The sequence below is a fragment of the Roseixanthobacter psychrophilus genome, from assembly GCF_043195195.1.
Lineage (GTDB): Bacteria > Pseudomonadota > Alphaproteobacteria > Rhizobiales > Xanthobacteraceae > NCEH01.
Genome location: NZ_JBAFWT010000022.1, coordinates 26912 through 51008 on the forward strand (window position 1 = coordinate 26912; position 24097 = coordinate 51008).

20 protein-coding genes and 1 tRNA gene are annotated in these 24097 nt (G+C 66.4%); 9 read left to right on the forward strand and 12 right to left on the reverse strand.

Annotation, left to right across the window (positions count from 1 at the left end; genetic code table 11):
- Positions 1 to 224: 224 nt before the first annotated feature.
- The 4 genes from clpX to V5F77_RS18175 form a co-directional block, all read right to left on the reverse strand.
- Entirely contained in the window at positions 225 to 1493 is a 1269-nt protein-coding gene (clpX, locus tag V5F77_RS18160; RefSeq protein ID WP_429006745.1) for an ATP-dependent Clp protease ATP-binding subunit ClpX, read from the reverse strand.
- A gap of 408 nt (positions 1494 to 1901) precedes the next feature.
- Complete coding sequence (gene clpP / locus V5F77_RS18165; protein ID WP_429006746.1) at positions 1902 to 2534, reverse strand: ATP-dependent Clp endopeptidase proteolytic subunit ClpP; 633 nt, start codon at positions 2532 to 2534, stop codon at positions 1902 to 1904.
- Between the two features lie 78 nt (positions 2535 to 2612).
- Positions 2613 to 3962, reverse strand: coding sequence for a trigger factor (gene tig, locus V5F77_RS18170; RefSeq protein WP_429006793.1), 1350 nt, complete (start codon positions 3960 to 3962; stop codon positions 2613 to 2615).
- Between the two features lie 111 nt (positions 3963 to 4073).
- Positions 4074 to 4158: transfer RNA gene (locus tag V5F77_RS18175), tRNA-Leu, on the reverse strand.
- A gap of 293 nt (positions 4159 to 4451) precedes the next feature.
- On the opposite strand from V5F77_RS18175, the gene V5F77_RS18180 reads away from it, so the two are divergent.
- Positions 4452 to 5723: a multicopper oxidase family protein gene (locus V5F77_RS18180; protein ID WP_429006747.1), complete on the forward strand. Its 1272-nt coding sequence runs from the start codon at positions 4452 to 4454 to the stop codon at positions 5721 to 5723.
- Between the two features lie 228 nt (positions 5724 to 5951).
- On the opposite strand, the gene V5F77_RS18185 is transcribed toward V5F77_RS18180, so the two are convergent.
- A complete protein-coding gene (locus tag V5F77_RS18185) occupies positions 5952 to 7451 on the reverse strand; it encodes an NAD(P)H-hydrate dehydratase (RefSeq protein WP_429006748.1) in 1500 nt (499 codons plus the stop codon).
- A 197-nt stretch (positions 7452 to 7648) separates the two neighbouring features.
- Here V5F77_RS18185 and V5F77_RS18190 point away from each other — a divergent pair, with 197 nt between their 5' ends.
- Positions 7649 to 7987: a P-II family nitrogen regulator gene (locus V5F77_RS18190; protein WP_429006749.1), complete on the forward strand. Its 339-nt coding sequence runs from the start codon at positions 7649 to 7651 to the stop codon at positions 7985 to 7987.
- Between the two features lie 45 nt (positions 7988 to 8032).
- Positions 8033 to 9442 (forward strand): type I glutamate--ammonia ligase, encoded by a 1410-nt coding sequence (gene glnA, locus V5F77_RS18195; RefSeq protein WP_429006750.1) that lies wholly within the window; start codon positions 8033 to 8035, stop codon positions 9440 to 9442.
- Positions 9443 to 9541: 99 nt separating this feature from the next.
- Here the strand turns inward: glnA and V5F77_RS18200 are convergent, their stop codons facing one another.
- On the reverse strand, positions 9542 to 9886 hold the full coding sequence (locus V5F77_RS18200) for an AzlD domain-containing protein (protein ID WP_429006751.1): 345 nt from the start codon (positions 9884 to 9886) through the stop codon (positions 9542 to 9544).
- Positions 9883 to 10533: an AzlC family ABC transporter permease gene (locus V5F77_RS18205; RefSeq protein WP_429006752.1), complete on the reverse strand. Its 651-nt coding sequence runs from the start codon at positions 10531 to 10533 to the stop codon at positions 9883 to 9885. The genes V5F77_RS18200 and V5F77_RS18205 overlap by 4 nt, the downstream gene beginning before the upstream one ends.
- 312 nt (positions 10534 to 10845) lie before the next feature.
- On the opposite strand from V5F77_RS18205, the gene pabB reads away from it, so the two are divergent.
- On the forward strand, positions 10846 to 12240 hold the full coding sequence (pabB, locus tag V5F77_RS18210) for an aminodeoxychorismate synthase component I (protein WP_429006753.1): 1395 nt from the start codon (positions 10846 to 10848) through the stop codon (positions 12238 to 12240).
- Positions 12237 to 13025, forward strand: a complete 789-nt coding sequence (locus tag V5F77_RS18215; protein WP_429006754.1) for an aminotransferase class IV — start codon at positions 12237 to 12239, stop codon at positions 13023 to 13025. The genes pabB and V5F77_RS18215 overlap by 4 nt, the downstream gene beginning before the upstream one ends.
- Before the next feature lie 148 nt (positions 13026 to 13173).
- On the opposite strand, the gene clpA is transcribed toward V5F77_RS18215, so the two are convergent.
- The 3 genes from clpA to V5F77_RS18230 form a co-directional block, all read right to left on the reverse strand.
- Complete coding sequence (clpA, locus tag V5F77_RS18220) at positions 13174 to 15675, reverse strand: ATP-dependent Clp protease ATP-binding subunit ClpA (RefSeq protein ID WP_429006755.1); 2502 nt, start codon at positions 15673 to 15675, stop codon at positions 13174 to 13176.
- Positions 15676 to 15832: 157 nt separating this feature from the next.
- A complete protein-coding gene (gene clpS, locus V5F77_RS18225; RefSeq protein WP_429006756.1) occupies positions 15833 to 16270 on the reverse strand; it encodes an ATP-dependent Clp protease adapter ClpS in 438 nt (145 codons plus the stop codon).
- 194 nt (positions 16271 to 16464) lie between these two features.
- On the reverse strand, positions 16465 to 16794 hold the full coding sequence (locus V5F77_RS18230; protein ID WP_429006757.1) for a phasin family protein: 330 nt from the start codon (positions 16792 to 16794) through the stop codon (positions 16465 to 16467).
- A 299-nt stretch (positions 16795 to 17093) separates the two neighbouring features.
- Between V5F77_RS18230 and V5F77_RS18235 the strand changes: the two genes are divergently transcribed.
- Positions 17094 to 18791, forward strand: coding sequence for a serine hydrolase (locus tag V5F77_RS18235; RefSeq protein ID WP_429006758.1), 1698 nt, complete (start codon positions 17094 to 17096; stop codon positions 18789 to 18791).
- A gap of 20 nt (positions 18792 to 18811) precedes the next feature.
- Here the strand turns inward: V5F77_RS18235 and V5F77_RS18240 are convergent, their stop codons facing one another.
- Together V5F77_RS18240 and V5F77_RS18245 are read right to left on the reverse strand one after the other, a co-directional pair.
- Positions 18812 to 19555, reverse strand: a complete 744-nt coding sequence (locus V5F77_RS18240) for a molecular chaperone DnaJ (RefSeq protein WP_429006759.1) — start codon at positions 19553 to 19555, stop codon at positions 18812 to 18814.
- Positions 19556 to 19598: 43 nt separating this feature from the next.
- Positions 19599 to 20330, reverse strand: coding sequence for a VWA domain-containing protein (locus V5F77_RS18245; RefSeq protein ID WP_429006760.1), 732 nt, complete (start codon positions 20328 to 20330; stop codon positions 19599 to 19601).
- 188 nt (positions 20331 to 20518) lie between these two features.
- Here V5F77_RS18245 and panC point away from each other — a divergent pair, with 188 nt between their 5' ends.
- The 3 genes from panC to V5F77_RS18260 all read left to right on the forward strand — a co-directional run bounded on the left by panC (position 20519) and on the right by V5F77_RS18260 (position 24083).
- Positions 20519 to 21367, forward strand: a complete 849-nt coding sequence (panC, locus tag V5F77_RS18250; RefSeq protein WP_429006761.1) for a pantoate--beta-alanine ligase — start codon at positions 20519 to 20521, stop codon at positions 21365 to 21367.
- A gap of 23 nt (positions 21368 to 21390) precedes the next feature.
- Positions 21391 to 21648 (forward strand): DUF6894 family protein, encoded by a 258-nt coding sequence (locus V5F77_RS18255; protein WP_429006762.1) that lies wholly within the window; start codon positions 21391 to 21393, stop codon positions 21646 to 21648.
- A gap of 200 nt (positions 21649 to 21848) precedes the next feature.
- Positions 21849 to 24083 (forward strand): hypothetical protein, encoded by a 2235-nt coding sequence (locus V5F77_RS18260; protein ID WP_429006763.1) that lies wholly within the window; start codon positions 21849 to 21851, stop codon positions 24081 to 24083.
- The last annotated feature ends 14 nt before the right edge of the window (positions 24084 to 24097 follow it).

Sequence of the window (24097 nt, forward strand, 5' to 3'; positions counted from 1 at the left end):
TGGCAAAGCCGCGAGAGGCACGAGTACCGAGCCCGGAGACCGGATTCTTCGAAATTGAAATGGAGAGCCGGCCCACGAGTTTCAAGATCGTCGGTTCAAGTCTCCGGGGGATCGCCCTGAAAATGACCGATCCCGCTGTTCCGGAAAGAAAAGCCGCGCCGTGGGCAAGCTTTGACACCACCCCCGCGCACGCGGCGCGAGGGGCCTGAACGGTATGCGGAGCCTCACGCACTGGCGCCGGCATCGCCGACACGGTCGGCGTAGATGTAGAGAGGCCGGGCTCCCTGCTCGACCACTTCCTTGCTGATCACCACTTCCTCCACGCCCTCAAGGCCGGGGAGGTCGAACATGGTGTCGAGCAGGATGCCTTCCATGATGGAGCGCAGGCCACGGGCGCCGGTCTTGCGCTCGATCGCCTTGCGGGCGATGGCGCCGAGCGCGTCCTCGTGGATGGTCAGGTCCACGTTCTCCATCTCGAACAGGCGCTGATACTGCTTCACCAGCGCATTCTTGGGCTCGGACAGGATTTGCTTGAGGGCCGCCTCATCGAGGTCGCCGAGCGTCGCCAGAACCGGCAGACGACCGATGAACTCGGGGATCAGGCCATACTTCAGCAAATCCTCGGGCTCCACTTCGCGGAACACCTCGCCCGGCCGGCGGTCTTCCACGGCCGCGACCTTGGCCGCGAAGCCGATGGAGGTGCCGCCCTTGCCGCGGGTCGAAATGATCTTGTCGAGCCCGGCGAACGCGCCGCCGCAGATGAACAGGATGTTGGTCGTGTCCACCTGCAGGAACTCCTGCTGGGGATGCTTGCGACCACCCTGCGGCGGCACGGACGCGACCGTGCCTTCCATGATCTTGAGCAGCGCCTGCTGGACACCCTCGCCCGACACGTCGCGGGTGATGGAGGGATTGTCGGACTTGCGACTGATCTTGTCGATTTCGTCGATGTAGACAATGCCGCGCTGCGCCCGCTCGACATTGTAGTCGGCGGCCTGGAGCAGCTTCAGGATGATGTTTTCCACATCCTCGCCGACATAGCCGGCTTCGGTGAGCGTGGTGGCATCGGCCATGGTGAACGGCACGTCGAGAATGCGCGCCAACGTCTGGGCCAGCAGCGTCTTGCCGGAGCCGGTGGGCCCGATCAGCATGATGTTGGACTTGGCCAACTCGACGTCGCCGTGCTTCGTGGCGTGGTTCAGGCGCTTGTAATGATTGTGCACGGCCACCGAGAGGACCTTCTTCGCGTGCTCCTGGCCGATGACATAGTCATCGAGCACCTTGCGAATTTCCTTCGGGGTCGGAATGCCATCCCGCGACTTCACCAACGAGGACTTCGACTCCTCGCGGATGATATCCATGCACAGTTCGACACACTCGTCGCAAATAAAGACCGTAGGTCCTGCGATGAGCTTGCGGACCTCGTGCTGGCTTTTGCCGCAGAACGAGCAGTAAAGCGTGTTCTTGCTGTCGCTGCCGCCGGTCTTGCTCATCTTCTTCTCCGTCCGGTCTGTCCGCCCGCGCACCGCAAACACAGTGAACGATCGTAGGACCAAATGCAGGCTCGGGCAAAACTAGCGCCGCACCCGAGTACCTGTTTCGGCTTTCGGCCGAAGTTCAGCCAATCACCCTCTCGCGTTGCAATCAAGGCACATGCACAGATTATGCCCAGACGCTTGTCCGAGGGTGCCACCGCCGAAAAGATGTGAAGCTTCCCGGGCGATGCAGTGACGCCATCCAACGCGGCCTGCCGCGGCGGGTCCCCGAACAGTCTCCCCAGGCGGGAAGAGCCTCTGGGTACCGCCGCAGCCGGATCGGATGCCGGCTCATAGCGACATGCAAGCGCGATCTTGCACTGCACGCAAGAGCCGTCTGTCAGTTCGACCCTAAAAAGGGAGGGATCAGGCCTTGGCCGGATCCTCGCTCGGGCGCTGATCGAGTACGGAATCGATCAGGCCAAACTCCTGCGCGGCGGTGGCCGTCATGAAGTTGTCGCGTTCCAGGGCCTCTTCGATCTTGGCGATCGGCTGGCCCGTGTGCTTCACATAAATTTCATTCAGCCGCTGCTTCAGGCTCATGATTTCCTTGGCATGCAGCATGATGTCGGTGACCTGGCCCTGGAACCCGCCCGACGGCTGGTGCACCATGATTCGAGCGTTCGGCAGCGCGAAGCGCAGGCCCTTCTCGCCCGCGGTTAGCAGCAGCGAGCCCATGGAGGCCGCCTGGCCGATGCACAGCGTCGACACCGGCGGCCGAATGAACTGCATGGTGTCGTAGATCGCGAGGCCCGACGTCACCACTCCCCCAGGGGAGTTGATGTACATCGAGATTTCCTTCTTGGGATTTTCGGCTTCCAGGAACAGGAGCTGCGCCACCGTCAGGGTGGACATGCCGTCTTCCACCGGCCCGGTCAGGAAGATGATCCGCTCCTTCAGGAGGCGCGAATAAATGTCGTAGGACCGCTCCCCGCGATTGGTCTGCTCGACCACCATGGGAACCAGATAGCTGTTGTACGTCTCAATGGGGTCGCGCATCTCGCATCCTCAGGCGCGGCCACCCAAATGGGTGCGCCGCGCGATATCGTCGCAGTGGAAGCAGTGACGACCTGAGGCTCAGGCCGCCTTCTCGTCTTCCTCTTTGTAGAGCTCTTCGCGGGAGACCGTCTTTTCGGTCACGTTGGCGAGCTCAAGGAGGAAGTCGACGACCTTCTCCTCGTACAGAGGGGCGCGGATGGAGGCCATCGCCTGCGGATTGCGGCGATAATAATCCCACACCTGCTGTTCCTGTCCGGGAAACTGGCGCGCGCGCTCCACCACCGCACGCGTCACTTCATCGTCGCTGACCTGAATATTGTTGCGCTCCCCGATTTCCGCAAGAACCAGCCCGAGGCGGACACGGCGCTCGGCGATGCGCATATAGTCGCCGCGTGCGGCCTCCTCGGAGGTGCCTTCGTCCTCGAAGGTGCGGGTCTGGGCGGTCAGGTCCTGCTGGACCTGCTGCCACACGCCGTCGAACTCCTGCGACACCAAGGTCGGCGGAACGTCGAACTTGTGCAGGGAGTCGAGGGCATCGAGCAGGGCGCGCTTCACCTTCTGGCGGCTGGCGCCGGCATGTTCCTGGGTGATGCGAGCGCGGATCTGCTCCTTGAGCTTGTCCAGGCTTTCCTGGCCGAGGCTTTTGGCGAACTCGTCGTCGAGCACCAGCTCGCCGGGGGCTTCCACGAGGGTCGCAGTCACTTCGAACGAGGCGGCCTTGCCGGCCAGTTCGCGCGCCGCATAGGCCTCGGGGAAGGAGACGTTCACCGTGCGGGCCTCGCCGGCAGACATGCCGACCAGCTGCTCCTCGAAGCCGGGGATGAAGCTGTTCGAGCCGATCACCACCTGGATGCCCTCGCCCGCGCCGCCGTCGAACGGCACGCCGTCGATGGAGCCGACGAAATTGGTGGTGACGCGGTCGCCGTTTTCGGCGGCGCCCTGCTTCTCGCTATAGGCGCGGTTGGAATCGGCGAGGCGGCTCAGGGTCTCGTCCACTTCCGCTTCGGAGACGTCGGTCACCAGCTTCTCGATGGAGATGTCCTTGAAATTGCCCAGCTCGATCACGGGCAGGATCTCAAGTTCCACGGTGTAGGAGAGGTCGGCGTCGCCGGAGATCACGCGGGTGACCTCGTCCTCGTCCTTGGGCAGCTCGACGCGCGGCTGCAGCGCCAGGCGGAAGCCGTGCTCCTCGACGATCTTGCCGTTGGCTTCGCTCACGGCCTGCTCGATCACCTCGGCCATGACGGACTTGCCGTACACGCGCTTGAGGTGGGCCACGGGCACCTTGCCGGGGCGGAAGCCGTTGAGACGGACCTGGCCCTTGAGCTCGGTCAGGCGGCCATTGGCCTTGGCATCCAGGTCCGCCGCGGGAAGCACCACGCGAAAGGCGCGCTTGAGGCCGTCGGCCTGGGTTTCGGTCACCTGCATCGTCTTGCCTTCGTTCTTGTCCCGCCGCGGCGGTGTCATTCCATCAAAACTCAAAGCGCACCCCGTCCGCTGGGGTGCCTGCGCATCCTGAAACGGTACGGTCCGGTGACGTGGTGCGGGCGGAGGGGCTCGAACCCCCACGACTTTCGTCACGGGAACCTAAATCCCGCGCGTCTACCAGTTCCGCCACGCCCGCGTGCCCGATCTCCGCGAACCGAGAGCGACGCACCTGAAGATTCACGCACGCGCATTTTGCGCGAGGCGCACGTCTCCACTGCGCGGCCACTTGACTCGGCACCGGCCGGGCTGGGGCTTATATCACGCTGCCGTCACCGTGCAGCAAGAAAAAGCACCCTTTGCAGCCGGCTGAGCAGCCATCCCTGGGGATTTTTCCGGGGCACCGCCCGCAACGGCAAATCCGGCTTGCCCTTTCCCCGAGGGCGAGGGAAGGTCCGCACCGCTCAACCGTTCATTTTCAGGAGAGCTGCCTTGCGCGTATCGGCCCCTTCTCGTCGTGCGGTCCTCAGCGGAGCCGCCGCTTTGGCCTTCAGCGCGCCGTTCGCGCGGACGTCCTTCGCCCAGGCGCCGGCTTCCGTACCTACCCCGCAGGATACCGCCAATCGCCTCAAGGCCGCCAACACCGTCCGCATCGAGCTCGGCGGTCAGACGCCGATGCCCCTGTTCGGCGAGTCCATTCCAGGCCCCCTGCTCCGGGTCAAGCGCGGCGCGCCATTCGCCGTGAACGTCGAGAACGCGATCGGCGCCCCGCTCTCGCTGCACTGGCAAGGCGTGCGCCTGCCGAATGCGCTCGACGGCGTGCCCGGCCTCACCGGCACCGCCATCGCGCCGGGTGAAAAGCGCGACATCGCGTTCACCCCGCCCGACGCAGGCACCTTCCTCTACCGTGCCTTCGTGCCCGAGCAGGCGGCACGCTCCCTGGTTGGCGCGTTCGTGGTGGAGGAGCCCGGCGCCTCCCCCTTCTCCACCGACCTGACGCTGCTGGTACAAGCCTGGTCGCCCGACCCCACGATGAAAGTGCCGCTGCTGACCGTGAACGGCGCCGTCTCGCCGACGCTGGAAGCCCCGGCCGGCGGGCGGGCGCGGCTGCGGCTGGTCAATGCCAGCTCAAGATTCCTGCGCCTCAAGCTCGGGGATGCGCCCTGCTTCGTCCTGGCGATCGACGGCCAGCCGGTGCAGCCGTTCGCGCTCAAGGACGGCATCACCCAGCTCACCCCCGGCGGGCGCATCGACATTGCCCTCGACGTGGGCACCGCCGATCCGATCCGCCTGGATGTGGAAACCAGCGCACTGCCGGTCCAGCTCGCCCTCGTGGTGCCGGTGGGCCCGGGCAGTTCGCCCCAGGGCCAATCCTTGCCGGCGCCCGAAGCCCTGCCCTCCAACGGTCTGCCCGAGAAGATCCCGCTGGAAGCGGCCGCGCGGTTCAATGTGTCGATTTCCGGCACCGGCTCCCTCACCGCGTTCCCCAGCCTCGGCAGCGTCAAGGTGGGGCAGAGCGTCGTTCTGTCCTTGGCAAACACGCAGGATACCCCGGTCGCGGTGCTGCTGCATGGCGCGCCCGCCCGCATCCTCGACGGCATGGACGACGGCTGGAAGCCCTGGTGGCACGATGCCATTCCGGTCGCCCCGCGCTCCACGGTCCGCGCTGCCCTGGTGCCGAGCGCGACGGGCAAATGGGCGCTGATCGGCCAGCGCGGCGGCGACGGCGCCATCGTCAGCGCCCATTCCTACGACGTGACCTGAGCGGACCCCATCGCTCGCCCCTGGGCGCGAGGCTCCGCCCCCCTCACCCCACCCCCCTCCCCGGCGGGGAGAGGGGGTATGGGAGACATCTCTCGCCGGAAACGACGATTTCCCCTCTACCCCGCCCGACCTCGCCCCGCCGGGGAGAGGTCGACCGCGACAGCGGGCGGGTGAGGGGCGCTGACATTCCCGCCTTGCGCAAAACACGCCAGATCCGCGAATCGGCCTCTAAACCCCTGCCAGATCGGACAGCAGCCGCCCGTAGACCGCGGGCAAGGCCTCTGGAAGGTCGTCCGCGATGAGGCCGAAACCGGCTTCGTTGCCCGCCTCCCCGTGCAGCCAGACGGCGGCGCAGGCGGCCTCGAACGGCGCCATGCCCTGCGACAGCAGGCCGCCGATGAACCCCGCCAGCACGTCGCCGGAGCCCGCCGTCGCGAGGGTCGGCGGGGCATTCTCGGCGATCGACGCGCGCCCGTCGGGACTGGCGACCACCGTGTCCGCCCCCTTGAGCACCACCACCGCCCCGATCATGCGCGCCGCGGCGCGCGCCCGCGCGAGCTTGGACGGCGCATCGAGGATGTCCGCATGTCCGGCGAACAGGCGCGCAAACTCCCCGTCATGGGGCGTGATCACCGCGCCGCCGGTGCCGGCAAGCTGCGCCGCGAGCGTTTGGGCATCGCAACTGGTGAGGGCGTCGGCATCCACCACCAGGCGCCGATGCGGGGCGATGGCGGCCGCAAGCATCGCCCGCGCATGGGCCCCGACGCCGAGCCCCGGCCCCAACACGATCGTCGCAAGGCGCCGGTCTTCCAGCAGCGCGGCAAGCTCCTGCGCCGTGCCGGCCGGGCGCATCATCACGGCGGCATAGGAGGCGGCGTGGATCGGCAATGCCTCGGGTGAACAGGCGACGGTCACCAGCCCGGCTCCGGCCCGCAGCGCCCCGCGCGCGCAGAGGCGGGCCGCCCCCGCGGTCCAGGCGCCGCCGCTGACCACGACCGCATGGCCGCGCGCATATTTATGACCGAGCGCCTGCGGCACGGGAAACTGCGACGCCCAGCCCGGCGGCGCGTTGACGCTGGTGCGCGGGTGAATGGTCGCGAGCACGCTGGCGGGAATGCCGATATCGGCCACCCGCACCCGGCCGCACAGCGCCCGGCCCGGCAGCAGCAGATGACCGGGTTTGCGGCGGAAGAAGGTGACGGTCTCCACGGCTTTCGCGGCGGCACCGCGAACCGCGCCGGTGGCCCCATCGAGCCCCGAGGGCAGGTCGACGGCGACGATGGGCTTGCCGCTCGCGGCCATGCGCTCGACGAGCGCGCGGGCCGCGCCATCGAGATCGCGTGCGAGCCCCGCGCCGAACAGCGCATCCACGATCACATCGGCCGCTGCGAGATCGAGCGTCGCGGCATCCTCTACCGGTCCGGTCCAGCGTTCGGCGGCGCCGGCTGCATCGCCCTTCAGGGCGGCGCGATCGCCCAGCAGAGCAAGCCGCACCCGAAAGCCGCGTTGCTTGAGGACGCGCGCGGCGACGAACCCGTCACCGCCATTATTGCCGGGTCCGCACAGCACGGCGACGCGGGTGCTCAGGGCGCTGCGGGCGACCACATCGGCCACGGCGGTGCCAGCACGCTCCATGAGCAGGCTGCCCGCGACTCCGGCATCCATGGCCAGCCGGTCCGCCTGGCCCATCTCGACCGGATCGAGAAGCTCAATGCTGGGGGTGTCCATCTGGCTCCTGCCTAATTCCCGGCCATTATCCGCGCAACCGGCGTTTTTGTTGCGCCTATTACATGGGCATGAAGACTAATTTTTAGTCAGTGTTGCCAAGGCGCTGCGAAGAGGTCATGTATTGCCGCGCATGGCACGCATCCTGCTTAAACCGGCTCGGCCAGTTGCCGGTAGGACGGGCCAGGGAGACGGAGCGCATGAAGAAGATCGAGGCCATCATTAAACCCTTCAAACTCGATGAGGTGAAGGAGGCGCTGCAAGATGTCGGTCTTCAGGGCATCACCGTCACGGAGGCGAAGGGATTCGGCCGCCAGAAGGGCCACACGGAGCTCTATCGTGGAGCCGAATATGTGGTCGATTTCCTGCCGAAGGTGAAAATCGAGGTGGTGATCTCCGATGACATGGTCGAAAAGGCCGTCGACGCGATTCGTCGCGCCGCGCAGACCGGCCGCATCGGTGACGGCAAGATCTTCGTCTCCAACATCGAGGAAGCGATCCGAATCCGGACGGGTGAATCTGGTCTCGACGCCATCTGATAAAGTACAAATAAGACAAGTACTAGAGGAAAGGCACTTACCAGCATGTCTAAGGTCAAGGATGTCTTCGAATCCATAAAGACTAATGACGTAAAATACGTCGATCTCCGTTTCACCGACCCGCGCGGGAAATGGCAGCATGTGACGTTCGATCTTTCCATGGTCGACGAGGATCTGTTCAGCGAAGGCACCGCCTTCGACGGGTCCTCCATCGCCGGCTGGAAGGCCATCAACGAATCCGACATGCAGCTCATGCCCGACCCGGCGACCGCCTGCATCGACCCCTTCTTCTCCGAGACCACGATGTCGATCGTGTGCGACGTGGTCGAGCCGACCACCGGAGAGCCCTATGCGCGCGACCCGCGCGGCATCGCCAAGAAGGCAGAGGCTTACGCCAAGTCCACCGGCATCGGCGACGCGGTCTATTTCGGGCCCGAGGCCGAATTCTTCATCTTCGACGACGTGCGCTTCAAGGCCGATCCGTACAACACCGGCTTCAAGCTCGATTCCGTCGAGCTGCCGTCCAACGGCGACACGGAATATGAAGGCGGCAACCTCGGCCACCGCATCAAGACCAAGGGCGGCTACTTCCCCGTGCCCCCGCTCGACAGCGCGCAGGACATGCGTTCCGAAATGCTCGGCGCCATGGCCAAGATGGGCGCCAGGGTCGAGAAGCACCACCACGAGGTCGCCTCCGCCCAGCACGAGCTGGGTCTGAAGTTCGGCCCGCTGGTGACCATGGCCGACCATCTGCAGATCTATAAGTACTGCATCCATCAGGTCGCCAACATCTATGGCAAGACCGCGACCTTCATGCCGAAGCCGGTGTTCGGCGACAACGGCTCGGGCATGCACGTCCACCAGTCCATCTGGAAGGACGGAAAGCCCCTGTTCGCTGGCGACAAATATGCCGACCTCAGCCAGGAATGCCTGTGGTACATCGGCGGCATCATCAAGCATGCCAAGTCGCTGAACGCCTTCACCAACCCGCTGACCAATTCCTACAAGCGACTGGTGCCCGGCTACGAAGCCCCGGTTCTGCTCGCCTATTCCGCGCGCAACCGCTCGGCCTCCTGCCGCATCCCCTACACCAACAACCCCAAGGCCAAGCGCGTCGAGGTCCGCTTCCCCGATCCGGGCGCGAACCCCTATCTCGCGTTCGCGGCCCTGTTCATGGCCGGCATGGACGGCATCTTGAACCGCATCGATCCCGGCGCGGCCATGGACAAGGACCTGTACGACCTGCCCCCGGCCGAGCTGAAGCAGATCCCGACCGTTTGCGGGTCCCTGCGCGAAGCCCTGAAGTCCCTGGAGGACGACAACGCCTACCTGCAGAAAGGCGGCGTCTTCGCTCCTGATTTCATCGAAGCCTATATCGACCTGAAGATGACCGAAGTGATGCGGTTCGAAATGACCCCGCACCCGGTCGAGTTCGAGATGTACTACTCGGTCTGAGGCTGATCCGGCCGGCTGTCCGCCGGCCCTTTCAACCGCAAGCTTCAAAGCTGGGGCGCCTTCGGGCGCCCCTTCTTTTTGAGCGGCCGAATGAGACGCTCAGCCGGTGAACCACCAGCCGGCCCCGAGCAACACCGCCTCCCCCGCCAGCGCCCCGATCAGGATCGAGCGGCGGCAGGCGAAGAACACCGCGACCGCCACCGCGACGCTCACCAGCCGCAGGGCCAGCGGCACGTCCGCGAGCGCACCCGCCGGGGCGAGAATAAGCCGCCCCACCACCGCCGCCAGCAGCGCGGTCGCAACCGCCTTCACCCAGCGAAACAGCTCGCTGCCCGCCTCGACCTTTCGGCCGGCGATGATGGCGAGCGCGCGCCACACCTCGGTGGGCAGGAAGCCCACCAGCACCACCACCAGGATCGCGCCCCATTCGCCGGAAAACGTCATGCGCGCCTCCGCAGATAGCGGCCGACGAGATAGGCGAGCGTCCCGCCACCAATGCCGCTGATCATCAGATCCGCGCCGCCGGCCAGGCCGATCACCAGCGGCACGCTTGCAAGCCCCGCCGCGAGCGCGAGCCAATCCAGAAGGTCGCGCCCGGCATTGCGGATCATCATCAAAGCGAACGAAACCGGAGTGAGAAACAGCAGCCCCGCCGCCAGACGGAGCGGCAGCTCGCCCGCCAGCACATAGCCTGCCGCCGTTCCCGCAAGGCTGATGAACAGCAGCGCATTGCCAAGGCCGAGCGAGAACGCCAAGCGGCCTTCGCTCGGGAGCTTGGGCAGCAGCCGCAGCCCCTCCACCCAGAAGGTCATGGCGACATAATGGGAGCACAGAAGCTCCAGCCAGAAATTGCGCTTGTGGCCGCGCATGTATGGCGCGATCGCCACCGTCATGGGCAGCAGCCGCAGGGATGACAGGCCGATGGCCAAGGCGAGCGCCGGCAGCGCCGTGCCCGCAGCGGCGCCGCCGGCCAGGATCACCTGCGCCGGCAGCGCCCAGATCAACAGGGTGGAGAGCATCCCGGCGACGAACGGAAAATCGATCCCGTGCAATAGGCCGCCAAGACCAACATAGCCGGCAAATAATACCATGCCCGGCACGGACACCGCATGTCGCGCACCATGGACCGCCCATGCGAAGGGGGAACGGCTGGCCGGAACGTCAGGTGGCGGCGATGGCGCGGGCTCGGGCGCAGGAGGGGTGGCGGGCGGCACGGGCGGCTTCTGGTCCGTTCTGGAGTGCTTCGCAAACGAGGTTAGCATCGCATGGCCCTGGACCCTCTGCATCATTTGCAGAGCTGGAACCCCGGCCATGCGCCATGCCGCCGAGGTGAGCAGATGCCTTTCGCCGCCTGCCGATAGGCCCTAGAAGAAGGGACATCCTCCAGCCCGCTTGCGAGTCCCGTGCGCGTCGTTCCCTTCCCCTATGCCGATCCGGTTGCGGTGTTCGAGGCTTTCGCGGACGAAGCCTTCGCCGCACTGCTCCACAGCGGTGCGCAGGATGGTGAGCGTGGGCGCTATTCCTACATTGCCGCCGATCCGTTCCGCCGCATCGTCGCCTCGGCGCAGGGCGTGCGGATCGACGGGGCGGCGGTTGCCTCCGATCCCTTCAGCGCGCTCGAAACCGCCCTCGCCGCCTGCGCCCTGCCGGCGGGCGAAAGCCCGGTGCCGTTCGCGACCGGCGCGGTGGGTTTTCTCTCCTATGAACTCGGCCGGCACCTGGAGCGCCTGCCCGCGCCCCGTCCGAGCCCGGCGCCATTTCCCGACATGGCCTTCGGCCTCTATGATGCGATCCTCGCCTTCGACCATCAGGAGCAGGCCGCGTTCATCCTCTCCAGCGGCCTGCCGGAACCCGCAGGTCCCGGGCGCGAGCGGCGGGCGCAGGCGCGGGCGGATACCCTGTTCGCGCGCCTCAAAAATGCACCCACGCAGCGGCGGCCGGCGGACTGGTCGGCCCTCGGCGCCTGGACGGCGGTTCAGCCGCGCACCGATGTGGAAGCCGGGATCGCCCGCGTGATCGAATACATCCGCGCCGGCGACATCTTTCAAGCCAATCTGACCCAGGCCATGCTGGCGCCCCGCCCCGCCGGCCTGAGCGATTACGAGCTGTATTTGCGCCTGCTGGAAGTGAGCCCGGCGCCCTTCTCGGCCCTGCTCACGGTGGACGGCGACCATGCCGTCATCAGCGCCTCGCCCGAGCGGTTCCTGCGCCTGACTGCCGAGGGCGAGGTGGAGACGCGCCCCATCAAGGGCACCCGCCCCCGCGATGCCGACCCGGCGCGCGACGCCGAAAACGCCGCCGCCCTGCTGGCGAGCCCGAAGGACCGGGCGGAAAACCTGATGATCGTCGATCTGATGCGCAACGATCTGTCCCGCGTCTCGACGGTCGGCAGCGTCAGCGTGCCGGTGCTGAACGGCCTGGAAACCTTCGCCTCGGTGCATCATCTGGTCTCGGTGGTGGAGAGCCGCCTGCGCCCCGGCATCGGCCCGGTGGACTTGCTGCGCGCCTGCTTTCCCGGCGGGTCGATCACCGGCGCCCCGAAAATTCGCGCCATGGAAATCATCCACGAACTGGAGCCGATGCCGCGCGGCATTTATTGTGGCGCCATCGGCTGGATCGGCTTTGACGCCGCGATGGATACCTCGATCGTCATCCGCACCCTCGCCCGCTCGGGAGAGATGCTGATCGCCCAGGCGGGCGGCGGAATCGTCGCGGATTCCCTGCCGGCGGACGAATTCGAGGAAAGCATGGTGAAGATCGCCCCCTTGCTGCGGGCGGTTTCGGGAGGCGCGGCATGATCGTGTGGCTGAACGGTGTGCTGGTGCCCGAGGACGCAGCGCACATCGCGCCCGGCGATCGCGGCTTCACCCTCGGCGATGGCTTATTCGAAACCGTGCGGGCACAGGGCGGAGTGCCGCTGCGGCTCGACGCCCATCTTGCCCGCATGGCATTGGGCGCGCGCGTCCTCGGCCTGCCGGTGCCAGCCATGGATTTTGAAGCCGCCGCACGCGCCGTGCTGGAAGCGAACGCGCTTCAAGACGGCGTGGTGCGCATCACGCTCAGTCGGGGGTCAGGCCCGCGCGGAGTGCTGCCGCCGAGCGCGCCGCGCCCGACCCTGCTGATCACAGCCGCGCCGGCCGCCGCCCCGCCTGCCCCCGCGCGGCTGATCATCTCCCGTGTGACACGACGCAATGAATTCTCCCCGCTGCATGCGGTCAAGTCACTGAATTATCTTGATAACATCCTCGCCCGGCAGGACGCCGCCACGCAAGGCGCCGACGATGCCCTGCTGCTCAATACGCAGGGGCGTGTGGCGGAGAGCACCATCGCCAATCTGTTCGCCGTCATCGGCGACCTGTTGGTGACGCCGCCCGTGAGCGAGGGTGCCCTGCCCGGCATCATGCGCGCGGCAATCCTGCGCGAGCATGGCAGCGAACTGCCTCTGCGCGTGGAGGATCTGGCGCAGGCCCAGGAAATCTTCCTCACCAGCAGCCTCGGCATCCGCTCGGTCTCGCATCTCGACGGCCGCCCCCTGGCTGAGGCAACGCCCAAGGCAGATGCGCTGCGCGCGCAGATCGGCTGAGCCGCCCGGCATCGCGCCACGCGGCGGCGCACGCACCGTGTGATACGAACCGCCACGCACCGCGTGACACGAACCTGCATAGCCACAAACGAAAACGGGCGACCCGAGGGCCGCCCGTCTTTCAAGCAATGTGTGAGCGCTCTGCGGCTCACGCCTTCACGAGCGGAACCTTCGGCACATGGCTGGCGCGCCGCGGACCGGAGCCGGAGGTGCCGCCGCCCGAGCGGGGCGTCTTCGGCGGAGCCTTCGGGCCGCTCTTCGGCCCGCCCTTGGACGGGCCGCCATCCTTGCCTCGGGCCGCAGCCTCGGCCTTGCGGCGCGGAGCGCGCTTGGCTGGCGACGACACGATCTTGTCCGGCTTCGGGGTGATCGGGCCGGCAGGGAATTCGAAGCCGAGCTTCGTCTCCTTGCCGGTGCCCTGAACCACCACGAGAACGTGACCGCCGCCCTTGAGCCGGCCGAACAGAACCTCGTCGGCCAGCGGTGTCTTGATGTACTCCTGGATCACCCGCGCCATGGGGCGGGCGCCCATCTGCTCGTCATAGCCGCGTTCCACCAGCCATGCCGTCGCCTCGTCGGAGAGTTCGATGGTGACGTTGCGGTCCGCGAGCTGGGCTTCCAGCTGCAGCACGAACTTCTCCACCACCTGGCCGATCACCTCGTGCGGGAGATGCGCGAAGGTCACCACCGCGTCGAGACGGTTGCGGAATTCCGGCGCGAAGGTGCGGTTGATGGCCTCGATGTCGTCGCCCACGCGCTTGGTGCGGGTGAAGCCATAGGCCTCCTTCGACAGGTCCGCCGCGCCGGCATTGCTGGTCATGATCAGGATCACGTTGCGGAAATCCACGGTCTTGCCGTTGTGGTCCGTGAGCTTCCCGTGATCCATGACCTGGAGCAGGATGTTGAACAGGTCCGGATGGGCCTTTTCGATCTCATCCAGCAGCAGCACACAGTGCGGGGTCTGGTCGACACCGTCGGTGAGCAGGCCGCCCTGGTCGAAGCCGACATAGCCGGGAGGCGCGCCGATCAGCCGCGAGACCGTGTGGCGCTCCATATATTCAGACATGTCGAAGCGCAGCAGGTTCACCCCGAGGATGGAGGCGAGCTGCTTGGCCACTTCCGTCTTGCCGACGCCGGTGGGGCCGGAGAACAGATAGGAGCCGATGGGCTTCTCCGGTTCCCGAAGGCCGGCGCGCGCCAGCTTGATGGAGGCGGCGAGCGCCTCGATGGCCTTGTCCTGACCGTAGACCACGCGCTTCAGCGTGCTTTCCAGATGGGCGAGCACTTCGGCATCGTCCTTGGAAACGGTCTTGGGCGGGATGCGGGCCATGGTCGCGATGGTGGCCTCGATCTCCTTGAGGCCGATGATCTTCTTGCGCCGGTTCTCGGGCATCAGCATCTGCGCCGCGCCGCTCTCGTCGATCACGTCGATTGCCTTGTCGGGCAATTTGCGGTCGTGGATGTAGCGGGCGGACAATTCCACCGCGGCCTTGATGGCCTCGTTGGTGTAGCGCAGCTTGTGATAATCCTCGAAATAGGGCTTGAGGCCCTTCAGGATCTCGATCGTGTCGGGCACGGTGGGTTCCGCCACGTCGATCTTCTGGAACCGCCGCACGAGCGCGCGGTCCTTTTCGAAATACTGCCGATATTCCTTATAGGTGGTCGAGCCCATGCACCGCAGCGTGCCGGAGGCGAGCGCCGGCTTCAGCAGGTTGGACGCATCCATGGCGCCGCCCGAGGTCGCACCCGCGCCGATGACGGTGTGGATCTCATCGATGAACATGATGGCGTTGGGATAGGCCTCGATCTCCTTCACCACCTGCTTGAGGCGCTCCTCGAAATCGCCGCGATAGCGCGTCCCGGCGAGCAGCGCGCCCATGTCCAGCGAGAAGATGGTGGCGGTGGCGAGCACCTCCGGCACGTCGCCATTGATGATGCGCCGCGCCAGACCCTCGGCGATGGCCGTCTTGCCGACTCCGGGATCGCCCACGAACAGGGGGTTGTTCTTCTGCCGCCGGCAGAGCACCTGGATCGTGCGCTGGATTTCCTTGTCGCGGCCGATGAGAGGGTCGATCTTCCCCTCATGCGCCTTCTTGTTGAGGTTGACGCAATAGGCGTCGAGGGCATCCGCCTTTTTCTTGGTGTCGTCGCCGGATTTCGTCTCGGTCTCCTCTTCAGCGCCGCGCACCGGCCGGCTCTCCGAAAGGCCGGCACGCTTCGCGATGCCGTGGGAAATGTAATTGACCGCATCGTAGCGCGTCATGTCCTGCTCCTGCAGGAAATAGGCGGCATGACTTTCGCGCTCGGCGAAGATGGCGACGAGCACGTTGGCGCCCGTGACTTCCTCGCGCCCCGAGGACTGAACATGGATGACCGCGCGCTGGATGACGCGCTGGAAGCCGGCGGTGGGCTTGGAATCATCCCCGGCCGCCTGGATCAAATTCTCCAGTTCGCTGTCCACATATTCGATGAGATTGCGGCGCAGCTTGTCGATATCGACATTGCAAGCCCGCATGACGGCGGCGGCGTCCTGATCGTCGACCAAAGACAGCAGCAAATGCTCGAGGGTCGCATATTCGTGGTGGCGCTCATTCGCGAGGGCGAGCGCCCGGTGAAGCGATTGTTCGAGGCTGCGTGAGAAAGTTGGCATCTAGACCTCTATCTCGTGCGTCGCCCGAAACCCGGGGGGTCCGTCAGCTTCGTTCACGCACGCGCTTCATCAAACTTTGTACCGGCTCCCAGTTTGCGCAAGAGCCTTGCCCGAACATCTCCATCACCAATTTGAGACGGTGCCGATCGCAAATGCACTATTTTTTTTCCATCACACATTGCAGAGGATGTTGGTGTTTGCGCGCGAAGTCCATCACTTGCGTCACTTTTGTCTCCGCCACCTCATAGGTGAACACGCCACATTCCCCGACGCCATTCTGATGGACGTGCATCATGATGGTATTCGCCTCCTCGGGCCCCTTGTTGAAGAAGCGCTCGAGCACGTGCACCACGAATTCCATGGGGGTGTAGTCGTCGTTGAGGAGCAGGACGCGATAGAGGCTGGGCCGCTTGGTCTGCGTCTTCGTGCGGGTGATGACCGCTATGCCGGGCGTGTTGTCGCTGCCCCCACGGCGCGGCGGTTCGCCTGCGGCCAGCGCAGGCTCACGCGGCAGCTGGTGGAGCGGTGCGCGCGGGCGCTCCCCGTCGGGCGACCGGGAACGGAAAAGGCTGGGACAGAAAGAATACGGCATCATTTCATCGGCATCCGTGCCAGGTTTCGACCAGCCGCGCAGATGCGATCGGGTGTCGGGCACGTGCCTGATAATAGGAACGGGGGCCCGGCAATGCCAGACCACCGTTGGCCATCGGCTTTAAAATGCGACCACACAGCGCATTTTAGAACACCACACGAAAGGTCCCGGTGGAGACCTTCTCGTCGAGACGCGTCTCACTGAACCTTGGCGAGCGCGCTCTCGTAGGGCTTGTAGGCTTCCTTCGCGAGTTCCTTGTAAAGCTCGCCAAGCTTGGTGGTTTCCGCCACCAGGCCTTCGTAGGCGGTCTTCAGGTAGGACTGCTGGATCTCGGCCGCCTGCTCGAGCGTCTTGGCGCTCATCAGCTTTTCCAAGGTGGCGGTGCCGAGCTCGAAGGAGCTCTTGGTGTAGTCGGCAATTTCGAGCGCGATCGCCTGGGCGCTCTTCGAGAAGGTGCCGAAGCTCTTCATGGCGATCTCGACGTTCTCTTTGCCGAGCTTCTGGAAGTCTTCGATATTCTGGGCCATGGGTGTCCTCATCCGTTGCTGGGCTGCCACTCATTGATCACGGTGCGGTGGCCATTCAGTGCCGCCCCAGTTGCATTAAGATGCATTGCAGCAAATCCGTCAACAATTTTGTGCAGTGCACCATGTCACACTTTAGGCTGGTTTACGGGTTGGTAACTCCGAGTTTCTAGGCTGGAGGCAGTCATTCCCCTGGTTGACGAACATCGGGGCCTCCAAAAATCCGCTGCCGCGGCGCGGAAATCAGGCCGCGCGCTTCAAGCCAGCCCCCTTTCCTGGACTGACACACGGGACACGGTTTCATGCGTATTGCGCTCGCGAACGGCTCTTTCTCCGCCAAGCTCGTGGCGGCGGCTCTGGCCGCGGTGATGGTTCTGGCCGCCACCTCCTCGGAGGTCGATGCAAAGCCCCGCAAGCAGAAGAGCGCGCAGAGCCAGTCCCACGCCAAGAAGGCCTCCGTCCGGTCGGCGGAAAATACGGGCCCGGGTTGGAAGACCGGAAGCGCGGCCATCATCGTCGACGGCAACACCGGCAAGGTGCTCTACGAGGACAATGCCGATGCCCTGCGCCACCCCGCCTCCATCACCAAGGTGATGACCCTCTATCTGCTCTTTGAACAAATCGAAGCCGGCCGCCTGAAGCTCGACAGCGAGATGGTGGTTTCGGCCCGCGCGGCCGGTCAGTCGCCAACCAAGCTGAACCTACGCCCCGGCACCACCATCAGCGTGGAAGATGCCATCAAGGGCATTGTCACCCGGTCCGCCAATGACGCCGCCGTGGTGATCGCGGAAGCGGTCGGCGGATCGGAGGAAAGATTCGCCGACATGATGACCCGCAAGGCCCATGCCCTCGGCATGTCGCGCACCAATTTCGAGAATGCCAACGGCCTGCCCAATCCGCGCCAGGTGACGACCGCGCGCGACCTCTCCGTGCTGGGCCGGGCGATCCAGGAGCGCTTCCCGCGCCAGTACAAATATTTCGCGACCCGCAGCTTCACTTACAAGGGTGAGACGATCGGGAACCACAACCGCCTGCTCGGCAAGATCGAGGGCGTCGACGGCATCAAGACCGGCTACACCCGCGCCTCGGGGTTCAATCTCCTCACCTCCGTGCACCGCGACGACCGCTACATCGTCGGTGTGGTCCTCGGCGGCAGCAGCGGTTCCTCGCGCGATGCCCGCATGGCCAGCCTGATCGCCAATAATTACAACCGCGCCTATGCCGGCAACCGCATCGCCCCGAAGGTCACCGAGACCGCCTCGGCCGATGATGACGCCGACGAGACGCCGGCCCAGGTCGCCGCCGCGTCCCGGCCGCGCGAAACCTCCTCGCCCATCGCGCCGCTGCCGGCCCCGCAGCGCCTCGCCTATGCCGCAGCCGACCCCGTCGTCACCGCCAGCATTCCGGTGCGCGGCCCGGCCCCCGGCTCCGCCGATCCGATCAAGCCGGTGGCGGTGAAGACCACGGCGATCCAGCGCCCGGCTGCCGCCCTCGCCGCACCCACGTTCACCCCCGGCAACGGCACGCTCGGCTACATCGGCTCCAACGGATCGCCGGTGCCCACCAGCGCCGCGCCCGCGCCCGCTCCGGTGGAGACGGCCCAGGCCCAGCCGGAGGCCCGCCAGGCGCTTCGGCCGATCCGCACCGCCTCCGCCGGCCCAGTCGCCCTGCCCGTCTCGTTCGAGCAGCAGACCCGCGCCAGCGCGGAACCTGCGGCCCGGACATCCGAGAGCGAGAGCGCCCCTCAGCGGCACCGCTCCGGCTGGGGAATCCAGATCGGCGCCTTCGGGGGCGAGAAGGAAGCCCGTGCGCGCCTGGATGTCGCGCAGGCGAAAGCGAAGGGCGTCCTCGGTCAAGCCGATGGATTTACGGAGAAAGTCTCGAAGGGTTCGACTGATCTTTATCGCGCGCGCTTTGCCGGACTGGATGAAAAAAAGGCGAAAGAAGCCTGTCGTTTACTGCAGCGCAACGATTTCGCCTGCATGATTTTCCGCAATTGATGTAGTGCGTTTGGAGAGAATCAGCGATGTTTGTTGAGAATGACATCTTTCGCTTGATTCACCCTCGCAGCAAGATAACTGGATCCGCCATGATCGGGGTGGAGCTTTTTCATCAAGGAGCGATGCGCGGCCCGGACCGCGCTTTCTCCCGCCCCCGGTTCAAGCCCAAGTATTTGATGGGCCTCTTCTTCCGTCATCGCACTATTTCGAGCAGCGCTGTGAGCGCTCCTCCCGCCCCCGTGACCCGTATTACTTTGCGGGTCTTCACGCCATGCGGGCGCCCGGCGGTCGAGATAAGCTTCGATTAGCGCCAGCGACTGGGGATCCAGTCCGCCGCGCAGGGCCAGCAGATCCGGCACCGTCAGATCATCCAGCGAGGTCCCTGTGCGGGGCCCGGCAATGATCTTTCCGGTGAGGGTTCCGCTGGTATGGTTCAGCTCCATCTCGAACACCGGCGAGGACACGCGCGAGACCCGCGGTGGGTTGGCCGAACCGCCGAACCGGCCTTGACCGAACAGGCCCGAGAACCAGCCGCCGATACCCCCGCCGCCCACCTGCGCCAGCAATCCCCCACCCAGCATGGCGAGCGGGACCGCCACGGCGAACCGTCCCGTCACCAGCATGAAGACCGCGCCCGCCAGCATCAGATAGCCGGTGATCTTGTAGAGCGCGCCGGCCAACGCCTTCGGCGAGGCCTTGGTCCAGAGCTTCAGCGCGTAGAGGCCGAGCAGCAGCAGGAGCGCTCCTGCAATCAAAGTCACCACGCGCGCACTCCTTCGATTGTCGTGTTGCGGCCCTGTCGTGGCATCATTTGCCCATGGCCGAAAGCAGCCGGAGCGCGCCCGGCTCCGGGCGGTCCAGCAGCGCCTGCCGCCCACCCGCCGCATAGGCTGCGACCGCGCGCAGGAGCGCCCGCAATTCCGCGTCGGCCCCGGGGCGGAAGCGGCACCAGGCACCGGAGGTGAGGCGCGCCAGCTCGCGGAATACCCGTTCCACATGCCGGTCCTCGCCTTCCTGGAACAGGAACAGGCGCACCCCGAGCACTGCCAGTTCCCCGGCCTTCGCGGCCAGGGCGTCGGCATTCTCCTCCACCGCATCGCCGACGAACACCGCCGCCTTCAGGCCGGTGCGCTCAGCCTCGGCGGCAAGATGGGTCAGAACGCGCGAAATCTGGGTCTGCCCGCCCTGGCACGAGATCGACGCCATCAACTGGCCGAGCCGCTTCGGGTCCGACACCCAGGACGAGGCGCGGCACTCGTCCTGCCCGCGATAATAGATCAATTGCACATCGAGCCCGCCAAGGTCGGCGGCGGCCGCGAACAGCTCGCCCTGGATGCCGCAGGCAAGGTCCCAGGTCGGCTGGCGCGAGAAGGTCGCATCCATGGCAAACGCCAGCCGGCCGCGCTGGCCGGCCGCGCGCGTGGGAGCCACCGCCCGGGCCGCGTCCAGGAACGCCTTTACCTCGGCCTGCGATGCGGCGGCGACGGATGCCGGCTCGCCAGGAGAGACCGGGGAGGTCGGCTGCTTCGATCTGCTCATGGCGCGGGCGAGCCGAGCGCGGGGTAAAGCTGCGGGCGAAGAGGGGAATCCTGATCCATCCCTGCAAAATAGGCGTTCCTGCCCCGCCCACCAAGGGCGATGGCGCATGTGGTTGACCCGCCGGTTTCCGGCGCTACGGTCTGCGCCGCAAAAATGGGGCGGGTCGCGCGACCTGCGGGAGAGACAAGATGGCGGGCAAGCCTGAAGTGGTGGAAACGGTCGAGGTCCTGAGGTCCAAGGTGGCCGCGTTCCGCGATGCCGGGGAAAAGGTGGCGCTGGTGCCGACCATGGGCGCGCTCCACGAGGGGCACATCGCCCTGGTGCGGCAGGCGAAGACCCTGGCGCGGCGGGTGATCGTGTCGATCTTCGTCAACCCCACCCAATTCGCCCCCAACGAGGATTTTTCCCGCTATCCTCGCACGTTCGAGACCGACATAGATCTGCTCGCTGCCGAGGACACGGACATGGTCTATGCGCCGTCGGGCGCGGACATGTATCCGGACGGTTTCGCCACCGCCTTCACCATGGGCGGCCCGGCGCTGGGATTGGAAACCGATTTCCGCCCGCACTTCTTTTCCGGCGTGGCGATCGTGGTGAGCAAGCTGCTGATCCGCACCGGCCCTGATTTCGCGATGTTCGGCGAGAAGGACTACCAGCAATTGAAGGTGGTGACGCGCCTCGCCAGCGACCTCGATCTGCCGGTCGCGATCGTGCCGGGCACCACCGTGCGCGAGCATGACGGCCTCGCCTTATCCTCGCGCAATCGCTATCTGTCGCCCGAGGAGCGCGCCATAGCTCCGGTGATCCAGCAGGCGTTGAAGGATGCGGGGGCGGCGATCCGCGCCGGCACGCCCGCCGACGCCGCCGCAACGGCGGCGCAGGAGCGCATCGCCGCCGCCGGCCTGAAGGTCGATTATGTCGCGGCCCGCCACGCCGAGACGCTGGCGCCGCTGACGGGGCAATCCGGTGAGCCGATCCGCCTGCTTGCGGCCGCCTGGCTCGGCAAAACCCGCCTGATCGACAACATGGGCGTCTGAGGCCCGCAACCGGAGCGCCGCGCATGCCCCGCTACTTCTTCCACATGCAATTCGGTGCGGAAACCGTACCGGACGAGGCCGGCGCGACGTTGCCGGACGCGGATGCCGCCTGGGACCAGGCGAAGGCGTTGGCGGCCTCGCTGCTGCGCTCCCACGCAGGTGATCCGCGGCTGTTCTCAGCCGTCGTCGAGGTGCGGGACGAGGCCGGCGAGATCGTGCTGGAATTCCCGGTCTCGGAAGCCGTATCCGCGGCCGGCGCCGGCGCGCCCCCGCGCGCTTAGCGGCTTGGCGACCGCCAGCTTGAGGCGGCTGGAAGAAAACTGGTTCGGCCCCCCGCTCGGGGCCTCGCGGGGCTTTCCCCCCGCAGCGCGGAACGCTAGCGTGACTCGGGTTTAAAGGGACCGGCCGGGCGGCAGATCGTGCGGAGCGGTCCGCTGTCGGACCAAGTCCACGGGCATCGCCGGTAAAGGCAAGGTTCTCCATGAAGGACGCACTGGTTGTTCTGGGAATGCACCGCAGCGGCACCTCGTCGCTGGCGGGAACATTGGTGCACCTCGGGGCCACCGCGCCCAAGACCTTGATGCCGCCGACACAACACAATGAGCAAGGCTATTTCGAATCCACGCGCATCCAGCAATTGAACGACGCCATCCTGGAATCCGGCGGCTCGAACTGGGCCGACTGGCGCGCCTTCAACCCGCGCTGGAAGGACACAGGGGTCGCCCGGACATTTTCCGAGACCCTGCGCGAGACCATCCAGGACGAGTTCGAGGGCGCCCCGCTGATCCTGGTAAAGGATCCGCGTATCTGCCGGTTGGCCCCGTTCTGGTTCGAGGGCCTCAGGAGCGCCGGCTACACGCCCCGCGCCCTGCTGCCGGTCCGCAATCCGCTGGAAGTGGCGCTCTCCCTGCGCAAGCGGGACGAACTGCCGATCGCCCATGGCCTGCTGATCTGGCTGCGACACGTTCTGGACGCGGAGCACGCCTCCCGCACCGGCCCGCGCGACATCATCCCCTGGCGGATGCTGCTGACAGACTGGCGCGGCACAGTGGAAACCAGCAGCGCGCGCCTCAATATCGTGTGGCCGCGGCTGTCGGATTTCTCCGCAAATGAGATCGACCGATTTCTGTCCGACACCCTGCGCCGTCAACGCATCGATGATCCCAACTGGCGCATGCGCTCGGAAATCCACGAATGGGTGCGCCTGGCCCATGATGCGCTGGAGGAACTGGCGCGCACGCCCGGCTCCAACAGTGCCCTTGAAACCCTGGACCGCGTCCGCGCCGAGTTCGAGCGGGCGTGCCTGATCTATGGGCCTGCCCTCGCCTCGATTCAGGAGCGGCTGGCCGAACAGGATCAACGCGTTCACCAGCTCAATCTGCATATCCAGTCGCTCGACGCAGGCGCGGCGGGCGGGGGGCCGGGCGCGGAGGAGGAGTTGCGCGCCCGTGTTCGCGAGCTTCAGGCGCAGGTGGCGGCACTCGCCGCCGACCGGGACGCCATCCGCGCACATGCCGACCGCCTGCAAGACCTGATCGAGGCTGCGCACGTCGAAGGATCCACGGAGACCGGTTGGACAGTCCTGCAGGACGAACGCGCAGCCCTCGCGGAACAGGCGGCGCAAGCAAATGTCGCGCTCCAGCAGGCGCTGGAGCAACTGGCCGTGGCGGAAGCCGCGCGGCAAAGCGCGCAGGACCTCGCCGATGTTGGCGACGACCCGGCCGTGCGCGCGGCGGAAGCAGAAGCACGGGCGTCCGAGTTGCAGGACGCGCTTGCCGCCGCCCAGGCAGACAGCAGCGCCGCCCGTGCCCGCATCGACGAATTGGACCAGGGCCTCGCCGCCCTGACGCGCGACCGCGACGCGATCCGCGATCATTCCCTGAACCTTGAGGCGATCCAGGGGGACCTGCGCGCCAGCCTGGAGGCCGCGCAAGCCCGGACCATTGCCCTCCAGGCTGAACTCGATGCCGCCCGCAAGGACCAGGACGCGCTGCGCATCGAGGCCTTCGAGGCCGATCGGACCCGGCAAGAAAACCTGACCCTGAGCGGGGAACTCGCCCAGCTTCGCACCGCCCTGGACGCGCAGACGCAGCGCGGTGATCAGGCCACCGCGGATGCGCACCGTCTCGGCGCGCATGCCGAAGCCCTGGCTGCCGACCGCGATGCCGTGCAGGCGCACTCTTTGAACCTTGAGCAGGCACTCGTCGCGGCGCGGGCCGCATTGTCGGACATGGAAGCGCGGCTCGATACGACCCAGGCGGGCGCGGACGAGGAGATCGGCGACTTGCGTCTGCAGGTCGAGGCCCTGACAAGTGACCGCGACGCCGTACAGGTTCACAACGCGAATGCGGAACGCACGCTTCTTGCGGTTCAGCAGGAATTGTCCGCCCTCGACCGGCGCGCCGAGACGGCAGAGCACGCGCGAGAGGCGGCGGCGGAAAAGATCCACACGCTGCATGAGGAACTCACGGCCCTGACGCGCGACCGCGACGCGGTGCACGCCCATTCCCTGCGCATGGAGCACGGGTTGAGCGCGGCGCGCGCGGAAACGCTGGAATGGGAGCGCCGGGTGGTCGTCATGCAGGCGGCGCTCGACCGCACCGAAGCACAGCGGGCCGCGAGCCGGCGCCGCGCGCGCAAGCTGCTCGGCGCCAAACTGGCGAGATGGCTGGTTCCTGATGCCCAGCCCGGCACGCCTCCCGGCGACGGCGCCTGACCCCTGTCCCCTCG